Genomic DNA, 12,150 nt, shown 5'->3' with positions numbered 1-12,150 from the left:
GGCTCCACAGGACAGACACGATGTGAATGTCATGTGCACAGCATGTCGATCGGCCTGCCGTTCGACAAGACACCAGCAGCATTTGTCTGTACCAACTCATCCGGCAGATCGGTCAGTCGGGAGCGATCCAGCGGTAGTGGAGCTCGGGGCGGCCGACCTGGCCGTAGCGGGGGCTGCGCGCGGCGCGGGCCTCGTCGACGAGGTGCTCCAGATAGCGGCGGGCGGTGATGCGGGAGATCCCGGCCGAGGCGGCGGTGGCGGCGGCGGTCAGGCCGTCGGGGGCGGCCCGCAGGGTGCGGACGACGGCCTCCAGGGTGGGGGCGCTGAGCCCCTTGGGGAGGACTGCGGGCCGAGACGGGCGCAGGGCGGCGAGCGCGCGGTCGACCTCGTCCTGGCTGCCCGCCTCGCCGGCCGCCGCGCGGAACGTGGCGTAGCTGAGCAGCCGGTCGCGGAGCGTGGCGAAGGCGAAGGGCTTCAGGACGTACTGCACGACCCCGAGCGAGACGCCCTCGCGGACCACCGCCAGGTCGCGGGCGGAGGTCACCGCGATGACGTCCGTCCGGTGCCCGGCCGCGCGCAGCGAACGGGCCAGCTCCAAGCCGTGGCCGTCGGGCAGGTAGAGGTCGAGCAGGAGCAGGTCGACCTCGGCGCGCAGCAGCAGCAGGCGGGCCTGGGCGGCGCTGTGCGCCGTGCCGACGACGGTGAAGCCGGGCACCCGGCCGACGTACAGGGCGTGCGCGTCGGCGGCGACCGGGTCGTCCTCGACGACGAGCACGCGGATGGCCGCCGCGCTCATGCCTGTGCTCCTCGCGCCGGGCGGTCGTCGGCCGCGGGGGCTGCCGCGGGTACGGCCACGGGTACGGGCACAGGTACGGCCCCGGGTGCGGGCGCGGGTGCGGCCCCAGCCCCGGATGCGGCCGGGCCCGCCGCCGCGGGTTCCGGCTGCGGGCGCCACGGCAGGCGCGCGGTGAAGACCGCGCCGCCCTCCGGCCCCGCGGCCAGCGTCAGGGTGCCGCCGTTGCGGGTCACCGCCTGCCGCGCCAGCGCCAGCCCGAGCCCGCGCCCCCCGGGCGGCGCGGGCTTCGTGGACCAGCCGCTCTCGAACACCGCGTCGGTGTCGCCGGAGGGTATCCCGGGGCCGGTGTCGGCCACCCGCAGCAGCAGCCCGCCCGGGGCCTGCCGCGCGGCGACGGTGACCTCGATCCGCGCGGCCGGCAGGCCCCGGGTGGCGTCCACGGCGTTGTCGATGAGGTTGCCCAGGATGGTGACCAGGTCCCGCGGCGCGAGCCCGGCCGGCAGCAGCCCGTCCTCCAGCCGGCTGTCGTCGGTGATCACCAGCTCGACCCCCTGCTCGTTCGCCTGCGCCGCCTTGCCCAGCAGCAGTGCGGCCAGCACCGGTTCGTCGACCGCCGCCACCACCTGGTCGGTGAGGGCCTGCGCCGCGCGCAGTTCGGCGGTGGCGAAGTCCACCGCCTGCGCGCCGCGGCCCAGTTCGATCAGCGAGACGACCGTGTGCAGCCGGTTGGCCGCCTCGTGCGCCTGCGCGCGCAGCGCCCGGCTGAAGCCGCGCTCGGAGTCCAACTCGCCGATCATGCGCTGGAGTTCGGTGTGGTCGCGCAGGGTGACCATGGTGCCGCGCTGCTCGCCGCCGGAGACCGGGGCGGTGTTGACCACGACCACCCGCTCGGCGGTCAGGTGGAGTTCGTCGACGCGGGCGGCGGGGTCCAGCAGCGCCGCGGTCAGCGCGTCGGGCAGCCCGAGCCCGGCGACCGGCCGGCCCACCACCTCCCCGGCCAGGCCCAGCAGTTCGCGCCCGCCGTCGTTGATGAGCGCGATGCGCTGCTCGCCGTCGAGCAGGAGCAGCCCCTCCCGTACGGCGTGCAGCGCGGCCTGGTGGTAGTCGTGCATCCGGTGCAGGTCGGCCGCGTTCATGCCGTGGGTGTGGCGGCGCAGCCGGGCGTTGACCAGGTAGGTGCCGATCCCGCCGAGGGCCAGCACCACGGCCGCGACGCCGACCAGCGCGGCCAGTTGGCGGCGGGAGCGGGCGCTGATCGCCTGCACGGTGATGCCCGCGCTGACCAGCCCGGTGATCCGGGTGCCGGAGCGGATCGGGGTGATCACCCGCACCGAGGGCCCGAGGGTGCCGGTGTAGGTCTCGGCGAAGGTGCGGCCGTGCAGCGCCGGGGCGGTGTGGCCCAGGTAGCGGCGGCCGATCTCGGCCGGGTCGGGGTGCGTCCAGCGGATGCCGTGCGGGTCCATGATCGTCACGAAGTCCACCCCGGTGTCGCGCTGGACGGACCGCGCGTACGGCTGGAGGGCCGCGGTGGGGTCGCCGCCGCGCAGCGCCGCCTGCTGCACCGCGGGGGTGTCCGCGACCGACCGGGCGACCGCGGTGGCCTGCCGCCGGGCGGACGCCTCCGCCTGCCGCCGGTCGCTGAGGTAGCCGAAGATCGCGCACGCGGTCACCGCGAGCGCGACCAGGACCGCCTGCACCGCGAACAACTGCCCCGCCAGGCTGCGGGGATACGGGACACGTGGCGCCGCCATGGCAACGGGCCGCCTCTCGACTCGGCGTGAACTCAACGACCACAACCGTGACGCACGTCACGTGTCCCGCGATAGTCGCGGGGACCGCCGGACGTGAGCCGCACGCACTGCCGTCAAGGAGGCCAGCCATGCCCGAACCGCTCGCCCAGACCCCGCCCGCCGCCCGGCGGGACCGTACCCGGTACCTGTACCTCGCCGTGATCGTCGCGGTGCTGCTCGGCGTCGCCACCGGTTTCCTGTGGCCGCACTTCGCCCGGGAGCTGAAGCCGCTCGGCACCGGCTTCGTCTCGCTGATCGAGATGATGATCTCGCCGGTGATCTTCTGCACCATCGCCCTGGGCGTCGGCTCGGTCCGGCAGGCGGCGAAGGTCGGCCGGGTCGGCGGCCTGGCGCTCGTCTACTTCATGGTGATGTCGGCGGTGGCGCTGGCCATCGGCCTGGTCGTCGGCAACATCCTGCACCCGGGCTCCGGGCTGCACCTGACCGAGGCGACCCGGCACCTCGGCCACACCGCGGCGGCGAACGCCCATGTCGGAGCGGTCGACTTCCTGCTGGGCATCATCCCCACCAGCATGGTGTCGGCCCTCACCGACGGCGAGGTGCTCCAGACACTGCTGGTCGCCCTGCTGGTCGGCTTCGGCCTCCAGGCGATGGGCCGCTCCGGCGAGCCGGTGCTGCGCGGCATCGGCCACCTCCAGAAGCTGGTCTTCCGGGTGCTGTCGATGATCCTGTGGGCCGCCCCGGTCGGCGCGTTCGGGGCGATGGCCGCGGTCGTCGGCGAGACCGGCACCGACGCGCTGAAGGCGCTGGCCACCATCATGATCGGCTTCTACACGACCTGCCTGCTGTTCGTCGTCGTGGTGCTCGGCACGGTGCTGCGGCTGGTCACCGGCGTGAACCTCTTCCGGCTGCTGCGCTACCTCGGCCGGGAGTTCCTGCTGATCCTCTCCACCTCGTCCTCGGAGTCCGCGCTGCCCCGGCTCATCGCCAAGATGGAGCACCTGGGCGTCAGCCGCCCGGTCGTCGGCGTCACGGTGCCGGCCGGCTACTCCTTCAACCTCGACGGCACCATGATCTACCTGACCATGGCCTCGCTGTTCATCGCGGACGCGCTGGACCGGCCGCTGGGCCTGGGCCAGCAGATCGGCCTGCTGCTGTTCATGATGATCGCCTCCAAGGGCGCGGCCGGGGTGTCGGGCTCCGGGATCGCGGTGCTGGCCAGCGGCCTCCAGTCGCACCAGCCCGCGCTGGTGGACGGCGTCGGCCTGATCGTGGGGATCGACCGCTTCATGAGCGAGGCGCGGGCCCTGACCAACTTCGCCGGGAACGCGGTCGCCACGCTGCTGGTGGGGACCTGGGTGCGCGAGGTGGACCGCGAGCGGGTCAGCCGGGTGCTGGCGGGCGACCTCCCGTTCGACGAGCGCACCCTCGTGGACGCCGAGGAGGAGCCCTCCCCCCGGGTCCCAGTCCCCGGCGGCGCCCCGGACCCGGCGTACGGGTGACGGCGGCGCGGCAGCCCTTTTCGGCGCCCGGCCCCCTCGCGGGCCCCCTCCCTGGCCCCTTGCTGGCCCCCCTGCGGCCCCCTCCCTGGCCCCGTGCCCGGGAGGTGGGCCGCCGCCCTTTGCCCTAGAGTCCGGACGGAGGGGCGCGAAATCGGGCGAAACTCGGCGAACCCGCGCGACACCGGCTCCGTGCGCGCAGAGGTCAGGAAGGTCCGGCGATGAAGGCGACCAAGGAGACCGGGGCAAGCGGGGCAAGCGGGACCGGGGCGACCGGCGACGCGCCCGAGGACACCCGGCGGATCGTCACCGTCAGCGGCGCGGCCATGCGCACCCCCGAGGAGCGGGCCCGGCAGGGCCGGGCGGCCCGGGCCCGGGCGCCGCGCTCCTCCCACGCCGAGTACGCCCCCGCCCCGGACCGCACCGACCCGGTGGACACCCTGGAGCGGCAGTCGGCCACCCGGGTGCCGGAGCTGGTGCCGCTGCGCTACGGCCGGATGCTCCAGTCGCCGTTCCGCTTCTACCGGGGCGCGGCCGCCATCATGGCCGAGGACCTCTCCCGCACCCCCGTGTCGGGCCTGCGCGCCCAACTGTGCGGCGACGCCCACCTGATGAACTTCCGGCTGCTGGCCTCCGCCGAGCGCAACCTGCTCTTCGACCTCAACGACTTCGACGAGACGCTCCCCGGCCCCTGGGAGTGGGACCTGAAACGGCTGGCGGCCAGCATGGTGATCGCCGCGCGGGAGAACGGCTTCAGCACCGCGCAGCGCCGCAGCACCGTGCGCGCCACCGTACGGTCCTACCGCGAGCAGATGCGGCGGTTCGCCGGGATGCGCGACCTCGACGTCTGGTACGCGCGGGCCGACGCCGACCTGCTCAGGGAGCTGGCCGCGGGCCGGTTGCAGGCGCGCGGGCGCCGCAGGCTCGCCGCGGAACTCGCCAAGGCGCGCGGCCGGGACAGCCTCCAGGCCGCCCGCAAGCTCACCGAGTCCGTCGGTGGCAGGACGCGCATCATCTCCGACCCGCCGACGCTGCGCCGCCTGGAGGACCTGCTGCCCGGCGCGGACGCGGCCCGGGTGGAGGAACTGCTGCGCGGCCTCCTCACCGGCTATCAGCGGTCCCTGGCGCCGGACCGGCAGCATCTGCTGGAGCAGTTCGGGGTGGTGGACATCGCGCGGAAGGTGGTCGGCGTCGGCAGCGTCGGCACCCGCTGCTGGATCGTGCTGCTGGTCGGCCGGGACAGCGGCGACCCGCTGTTCCTCCAGGCCAAGGAGGCGGACACCTCGGTGCTGGCGCCGTACGCGGGCGCGAGCCGCTACGCCTTGCAGGGCCGTCGGGTCGCGGTCGGCCAGCGGCTCATGCAGGCGGCGGGCGACATCTTCCTCGGCTGGGAGCGCACGCTCGGCCTCGACGGGGTGCAACGCGACTTCTACGTCCGCCAGTTGCGCGACTGGAAGGGCGTCGTGGACCCCTCGCGGATGGTGCCGCGCGGCCTGCGCGTCTTCGGGGAGCTGTGCGGGGCCACCCTCGCGCGCGCCCACGCCAGGACCGGGGACCGGATCGCGATCGCCGCCTACCTGGGCAGCGGTGACGTCTTCGACCGCGCGGTGGCCGACTTCGCGGAGGCGTACGCCGACCAGAACGAGCGGGACCACGCGGCCCTGGCGAAGGCCGCCCGCTCGGGCCGGGTCAAGACCGAGCAGGGCTGACGCGGTTCGCCGGCCTGGCGGCCGGCGCTGGGGCAACTCACAGGACTTTGCCGGGACTTTACAATCGGCCCGGGTGCCGCCTCGTCAATGGAGTCGATCCGCAAGCGAGCCCCGCGCGTCCTCGCGCGGGCGGACCGACGAAAGAGAGCGATCCATGCGCCCCATGCGCCGAACTGCCCTGAGCGCCCTGGCCCTTGCCTGCACCGCGGTGCTGGCGGGCACCGTCCCCGCGTTCGCCGACGGGTCCGCCCCGTCCCCGGCCCCCGCGCAGAGCCAGGCCGCCACCCCGTCGGCGAGCGCGGCGGCCCCCTCCGCCGTGCCCTCGACGCGCGCCGCCACCGCCGCCCCCGCCCCGACCCGCGCGGCCCGGCCGGGCCAGGTCGCCGCCGTGCCGAAGGGTGCCCCCGACACCGGCCTGGCGCCCGTGGCGTCCTCGCACAGCGGCCCCGGCGGCGGGCTGATCGGCGGCGGCGCCGCCGCGGCACTCGTCCTCGGCGGCGGCGCGACCTTCCTCGTACGCCGCAGGCGGGCGACCGGGGCGTGACCCCGCTCTCCCGGCGCGCGTTCACCGCGGCGGCGACGGCCGCGCTGGTCGCGGGCTGCGGTGGCCACCGCGCCGGCCGTGCGGCGGCCACCGGCCGCCCGGCGGGCGGCAGCGGCTCCGCGACCGCGCCGCCGCCCACCGCCAAGTCCGTACGCGCGCTGGGGCGTTCGGTCCCGGTCCGGCTCCAGGTCCCCGCGATCGGGGTCGACACCCCGCTGATGCAGCTGGGGCTGGCCGCCGACGGCACCGTCCAGGTGCCGCCGATCGCGCCGCACGACCGCGCGGGCTGGTACCGGAACTCCCCGACGCCCGGCCAGACCGGCCCGTCGGTGATCCTCGCCCATGTCACGCTCGGCGCCTACGGCGACGGGGTCTTCCGCCACCTCGCCCAACTGCGCCCGGGCGACGGTGTCGTGGCGCGGCGGGCGGACGGCACGGCACCGCGGTTCACGGTCACCTCCGTGCGCACGGTCGCCAAGTCGAAGTTCCCGACGGACGCGGTCTACGGCGACGTGGACCGCCCCGAACTGCGGCTGATCACCTGCGGCGGCCCGCGCACCGGCACCGGCTACCTCGACAACGTGATCGTCTTCGCCGAGCTGGCCCCGGCGGGCACCTGACACCGGCCGCCGACCGACCGACCGCAGGGTCCCGGGCCGCCGCACCCCCGTGCGGCCCGGGACCCTGCCACCGGGGAGCCCCAGCCCCCACCCGCACCCGCCCGTCCGTCCGACCCGTGGCCCCACGACATGGAGAGCGTTGAAACGGTCCCGCGAGAAGGCAGCGTCCGAGCTGTTCACCGCCTTCTACCCGCGCCTCGCCGGCTGGTGCCGCCGCCTGGTCGACGACGACGAGACGGCCCACGAGATCGCCTCGGAGGCGTTCATGCGGCTGTGGGCGCGGTGGACAGCGGTGGCGGAGCCGCGCGGGTTCCTCTACGTCACCGCCACCAACCTCGTCCGCGACCACTGGCGCAAGCTGGAGCGCGAACGGCGGGCGGTGCGCCGGGCCACCGTGGAGGCCGCGATCCGGCCGCAGACCGAGCCGGCCGACCCGTCACTGCGCCTGCTCGTGCAGTCGCTGCCCGAGCGGCTGCGCGTACCGATCCTGCTGCACTACTACGCCGACCTCCCGATCCGGGAGATCTCCCGGCTCACCGGCCGCCGGGAGGGCACGATCATGTCCGACCTGCACAAAGCCAGGGAACTGCTGCGCGCCCATCTGAGGAGAAGCCTTGATCACTCAGTCTGACGACGGTCAGGACTTCGACCCCGACGACCCGCTCACCGTGATCCTGCGGCCCGGGCCGGACTACCTCGGCCTGCCCCCGGGCCGGTACGAGAAGGTCCGCCGCGGCGCCGCCCGCCGCCGGATGCGCCGGGCCGTGCTCGGCCTCGGCCTGTGCGGCGCGGCCGCCGCGCTCGCGGTGCTGCCGCTGCGACTGGCCGGGTCCGGCGGGCCCGCCGGCCCCGCCTCCCCCGCGGGGCCGCCCGTCCCTGCGCCCGCGAGCGGCGCCACCACCGGACCCACCGGACCCACCGGACCGGCGCCCGTCCCCACGCCCACCACCGGCCGCCCCACCCCGAGCGCCCACCCCACCCGGCAGGCCCCCGCACGCCGTACCGCCACCCCGGCCCGACCGAGCCAGGACCGCCGCGCGGCCACCACCGCCGCCACCGCCACCTCCGTCCCCTCCGCCGAGTCCCCGCCGAGCCCCTCGGTCCCCGCCACGGTCCCCGCCACCGCGAACCGCCGCTGAACCGCGCACGTCCGGCCGGCCTCCCCCGAGGCCGGCCGGACGTGTTCCGCGTGCGGTGCCGTCAGTGCCCGGCGGTCACCTTCATCGCCACCGCCAACGACGGGACGGCGTACGGCGAGTCGGTGCCGACGGTCAGCCCGCTGGTGTACGTGCCGGCCCGGTCCACCGCGCCCGCGTCGAGGGTCACCCGCACCTGCACGGCCGCCCCGGGGGCGACGGTGACGGTGTGCGGCGCCGACAGCCAGCCGGCGGCACCGGAACTGCCGCAGTCGGCGTAGCCGGGCAACTGCTCGACGCCCGCGGTCGGTTCGCCGGCCGCGTCCGAGCCGCCGGCGACATACAGGCCGCAGGCCCCGGCCGCCCGGTAGACGAGCGCGCCCGCCGCCGGGAGCGCCGACCAGGAGTCGGTGGCCGGGTCGTACTCCTCGGCCTGGTTGGTCAGTTCGCCGTCGCCGACGCCGCCGACCAGTTGCAGCCGCCCGCCGGAGGAGGCGACCGCCGCGCCCCAGAGGGTGTACGGCAGCGCGGCCCGCGCCGTCCAGGCGCCGGTGCCCGGGTCGAAGGCGTACGTCGCCGCCGTGGCCTGGCCGGTGACCGGGTCGGTGCCGCCCGCGCAGACGACCTGGCCGCCGGCGCCCGCGCAGGACAGCCACGAGTCGGTGGCCGGGTAGTCCGCCACGCGGCTCCAGGTGTCGGTCCCGGGGTCGTAGGCGTATGTCGCCTGCGAGGCGGGGGCGCAGTTGCCGCCGCAGCCCGCGACCACGTAGAGCCGGCCGCCGAGGACCGCGGTGCCGCCGGCGACCACGCCCGAGGGCAGCGGCGCGGCCGAGGCCCAGGTGTCCGCCCGCGGGTCGTAGCGGTAGACCGCGGCCGAGACGGCGCCGCTGCCGGTCCAGCCGCCGAGGACGTAGATCTGCCCGCCGAGCGCCTCCACGCCGGGCTTCTCCAGGTTCGCCGGCATCGGGGCCAGCCGCTGCCAGCCGCCGGCCGCCGGGTCGTGGACGAGGGCCTTGGACAGCGGGCCGGAGCCGTCGGTCCCGCCGAAGACGTAGACCTTGCCGTCGACTGCCGTCGCGCCGCTGTCCTGGAGTTCGGACGGGAGGGCGTCGGCAGTCGTCCACGCGGTGGTGCCCGCCGAGGTGCCGGTCGCCGTACTGCCGGTCGCCGCCGTGCCGTTGGTGCTGTTGCTGCCTGCCGGCAGCGGGCCGGTGGTGAAGTCACCGGTGGCGTGCCGGACGGCCGAGCCCTTACCAGGGGTGCCGGAGGTGCCCGACGTGTCCGACGTTCCGGCGTGCGAGGCCGGAGTGTAGGAACTTTCCTGGGAGTTGAGGACCACATGGACCGGCGCGGTGCCGGTGTTGCGGAGCGTCACCGTACGGGTCGTCGAGCGGCCCAGGGCCTGGGTGGCGCTCAACGTGCCGCCGGAGACGGTGATCCGGCCCGCGCCCAGGCTCCAGTCCTTGCCGGTGACCCGGTCACGCGCCACGGCCGCCTTCGCGGTCGCGGCGGTGTAGGCGCCGTCGGTGACGCCCAGCGCGGTGCGGCCGTCGCGGCCGGCGGCCGTCGCGGGGGCGAACAGCTCGTACGTGCCGTCCGCCGCGGTCGCGGCCGCCGCCGTGCCCGCGACGCTCACGGTGGCGCCGGACAGCGCCTTGCCGGTCTGCGCGTCGGAGACGGTCCCGGCCACCAGCCCGCCCGCGGTCGCATCGCAGGAGCGGTCGCCCACGAAGACGTCGTCGACCTTCCAGTACCAGGAGTGCACGGCGTCGTAGCGGAAGCGGACCCGTACGTCCTTCTCGCCCGCGGCCTGCGGGAGCGCGACGGTCTCCGGGCCGTGGGCGATCGTCCTGGACAGGTGCCAGACCGCGGTCCAGGTGGCGCCGCCGTCGGTGCTGACGTCCACGTAGGCGTTGGAGTTGTACAGCGGCGAGGTGAAGGAGTCGGCGAAGGAGACGATCGGGGTGGCGTCGCCGCTCAGGTCGAGGGCCGGCGAGACCAGGCTCGTCGTCTCATGGGTCGAGATGCCGGCGTCGAGCGAGTCGACCTCGGCGAACGCGCCGGTGCCGCCGGTGTCGTTGCCGCTGCCGGACGGGTCGTCGAAGCGCCAGGTGACGCCGGAGCCGCTGTCGTCGGTGACCGTCCAGCCGTCCTGCGGGGTGCCGGCGGACCAGCCCTCGAAGTCGGTGGTGGTGCCCTGGTAGCCGAAGTGGTAGCCCGGCGCGGTGCACAGGGAGGCGTCCGTCGTGAGCGCCACGTCGCGGCTGACGTCGCGGGTGCCGACGGCGACGGTGGTGTCCGCGCCGACGTAGCCGGGCAGCGCCGAGGCGACGTGCAGCGCGTAGCTCGCGCCGTCCGGCAGCCGTACGGAGTACCGGCCGGTGGCCGGGTCGGTGGCGATCGCGCCGCCCGGGTAGCCGTCGACCGTGATCGACGCGGCCAGCGGCCAGCCGTGGCCCGAGGCGTCGGTGACGGTGCCGGAGACCGTGTGGCTGGGCAGCGCGTGCAGCGTGAACGGCTCCTTCAGCGTGCGGCCCTGGGTGATCTTCACCTTCGCGGTGGCCTTCGCGTAGCCGAACTCCGTCACCGTGAGCGTGGCGGAGCCGACCGCGGGGGCGAGCGTGAAGGCGCCCGACGCGTCGGTGGTCGTGGTGGTGGTGCGGCCGTCCGCGGTCGTGGCGGTGACCGCCGCGCCCTTCACCGGCCCGGCGGCCGTACCCGCCCCGGTGCCGCGTACGGTGCCGGTCACGGTGCCGTGCGGGCCCTGGCGCAGTGCGCCGACCCCGGCGGGGCTGCCGAGCCCGGTGGGGCCGTCCCAGCCGGCGCGGGCGGTGCACAGCTGGGTGCCGCAGGTGCCGTCGGAGCCCGCCGTGACGTCGGTCAGGTCCGCCTTGTCCGTGTCGTCGTACGGGTACGTCACCGGGTACGTGCCGGGGGTCGGGGTGCCCGCCAGGGCGTACATCGCGGCGACCAACGGCGAGGACAGCGAGGTGCCGCCCACCTGCTCCCAGCCGCCGACCGCGCTGGAGTTGTAGATGCCCAGGCCCGTGGCCGGGTCGGCGTCGGCGGAGATGTCGCCGATGGCGCGGTTGGCGCAGCCGGTGTCCAGGGTCTGCTGGTACGCCGGCTTGGGCTCCACGCCCGAGCAGCCCGAACCGCCCGAGGACCACGCCGACTCGGTCCAGCCGCGCGCGGTGGACCCGTCGCGGGTCAGGGTCGTGCCGCCGACGGCCACCACGTTCGGGTTCGAGGCGGGCCAGTTGACGATGTTGCCGTAGTCGCCGGTGGACGCGGTGACCGCGATACCGGGGTGGTCGTAGTGCTGCTCGTACGCCGACGGGTCCGCCAACTCACCCGGCACGCCGTAGGAGTTGGAGATCGCCGCCGGGTGCAGTGCGGCGGCGGTGTCCACGGCCCGGCCGAGGTCGTCGATGGCGGCGGAGTCGGCTTCCACCAGCAGGATGCGGCAGTCCGGACACGCCGCGGAGACCGCGTCCAGGTCGAGCGCGGTCTCCAGGGACCAACTGGCGTCCTCCGGCGGGTAGCTGTGCCCGCCGTCCTGGTCCAGCTTGGTGAAGCAGCCGTTCGCCGTGGTACACGCGGAAAGGCCGTAGGTCTTGCGGAACACCGCGAGGTCCGCTTCGGCGGTCGCGTAGCCGCCCGCGTCCACGATGGCGACGGTCTCGCCGGTGCCGCCGGCCGGCATGTCGTACGCGGCCCGCAGGTCGCTCGGGGTCAGGGCCGCGGCGGGCGGCGTCGGGGAGCCGGCGGCCGCCAGGCCGTGGCTGTCGGTCACGTCCATCAGGTCGCAGGTGGCGTAGGGCGCGGAGCCCTTCTGCTCACTGGCGGGCACCGGTTCGGCGCAGGCCGCGGGCCGGTAGGCCGCCGTGCTCGGCGCGGTGCCGTCGCTCGCGGCGGCCGCCGCCTGTGCCGGGGCGGCGGCCGTCAGGCCGAACGCCACCGCGCAGGCGGCCGCCACGGCGGCGGCACCCATGCGTATGGGTCTGTGCATCGGACTCCTCGGGAGGTTCCGCCGGCCGGGCGGGCCGGCGCGGGTCGGGGTGCGTGCGGGTGGTGTGCGGGTGGGGTGCGTAC

9 protein-coding genes are annotated in these 12,150 nt (G+C 75.7%); 6 read left to right on the top strand and 3 right to left on the bottom strand.

All coding sequences use genetic code 11. From position 1 onward, the window contains the following. Positions 1-112 precede the first annotated feature (112 nt). On the bottom strand, positions 113-796 hold the full coding sequence (locus tag WA788_RS32765) for a response regulator (RefSeq protein ID WP_335983779.1): 684 nt from the start codon (positions 794-796) through the stop codon (positions 113-115). Then, positions 793-2,547: a sensor histidine kinase gene (locus WA788_RS32760; RefSeq protein WP_335983777.1), complete on the bottom strand. Its 1,755-nt coding sequence runs from the start codon at positions 2,545-2,547 to the stop codon at positions 793-795. The genes WA788_RS32765 and WA788_RS32760 overlap by 4 nt, the downstream gene beginning before the upstream one ends. A gap of 128 nt (positions 2,548-2,675) precedes the next feature. Between WA788_RS32760 and WA788_RS32755 the strand changes: the two genes are divergently transcribed. The 6 genes from WA788_RS32755 (at position 2,676) to WA788_RS32730 (ending at position 8,058) form a co-directional block, all read left to right on the top strand. Then, entirely contained in the window at positions 2,676-4,049 is a 1,374-nt protein-coding gene (locus tag WA788_RS32755; RefSeq protein WP_335983775.1) for a cation:dicarboxylate symporter family transporter, read from the top strand. A 323-nt stretch (positions 4,050-4,372) separates the two neighbouring features. Further along, positions 4,373-5,755 carry a DUF2252 domain-containing protein gene (locus tag WA788_RS32750; RefSeq protein WP_335983829.1) on the top strand — a complete coding sequence of 461 codons (1,383 nt, stop codon included), beginning with the start codon at positions 4,373-4,375 and terminating at the stop codon, positions 5,753-5,755. Positions 5,756-5,918: 163 nt separating this feature from the next. Continuing rightward, a complete protein-coding gene (locus tag WA788_RS32745; RefSeq protein WP_335983773.1) occupies positions 5,919-6,299 on the top strand; it encodes a sortase-dependent protein in 381 nt (126 codons plus the stop codon). Further along, positions 6,296-6,919 (top strand): class F sortase, encoded by a 624-nt coding sequence (locus WA788_RS32740; RefSeq protein WP_335983772.1) that lies wholly within the window; start codon positions 6,296-6,298, stop codon positions 6,917-6,919. Before WA788_RS32745 ends, WA788_RS32740 begins: the two co-directional genes overlap by 4 nt. A 139-nt stretch (positions 6,920-7,058) precedes the next feature. After that, positions 7,059-7,550: an RNA polymerase sigma factor gene (locus WA788_RS32735; protein WP_335983770.1), complete on the top strand. Its 492-nt coding sequence runs from the start codon at positions 7,059-7,061 to the stop codon at positions 7,548-7,550. Next, complete coding sequence (locus tag WA788_RS32730) at positions 7,534-8,058, top strand: hypothetical protein (protein ID WP_335983768.1); 525 nt, start codon at positions 7,534-7,536, stop codon at positions 8,056-8,058. Before WA788_RS32735 ends, WA788_RS32730 begins: the two co-directional genes overlap by 17 nt. A 61-nt stretch (positions 8,059-8,119) precedes the next feature. Here WA788_RS32730 and WA788_RS32725 read toward each other — a convergent pair whose 3' ends face one another. Beyond that, positions 8,120-12,067: a kelch repeat-containing protein gene (locus tag WA788_RS32725; protein WP_335983766.1), complete on the bottom strand. Its 3,948-nt coding sequence runs from the start codon at positions 12,065-12,067 to the stop codon at positions 8,120-8,122. Positions 12,068-12,150 lie beyond the last annotated feature (83 nt).

Source organism: Streptomyces sp. CA2R106, from assembly GCF_037034245.1.
Classification (GTDB): Bacteria; Actinomycetota; Actinomycetes; order Streptomycetales; family Streptomycetaceae; genus Actinacidiphila.
The sequence above is the reverse complement of the archived record's forward strand: the minus strand, read 5'-3'. Positions and strand labels throughout refer to the sequence as shown.

Coding starts and splice junctions, on each gene's coding strand:
- WA788_RS32725 (WP_335983766.1), bottom strand. CDS start 12,067: ATGCACAGACCCATACGCATGGGTGCCGCCGCCGTGGCGGCCGCCTGC.
- WA788_RS32745 (WP_335983773.1), top strand. CDS start 5,919: ATGCGCCGAACTGCCCTGAGCGCCCTGGCCCTTGCCTGCACCGCGGTG.
- WA788_RS32755 (WP_335983775.1), top strand. CDS start 2,676: ATGCCCGAACCGCTCGCCCAGACCCCGCCCGCCGCCCGGCGGGACCGT.
- WA788_RS32750 (WP_335983829.1), top strand. CDS start 4,373: ATGCGCACCCCCGAGGAGCGGGCCCGGCAGGGCCGGGCGGCCCGGGCC.
- WA788_RS32765 (WP_335983779.1), bottom strand. CDS start 796: ATGAGCGCGGCGGCCATCCGCGTGCTCGTCGTCGAGGACGACCCGGTC.
- WA788_RS32760 (WP_335983777.1), bottom strand. CDS start 2,547: ATGGCGGCGCCACGTGTCCCGTATCCCCGCAGCCTGGCGGGGCAGTTG.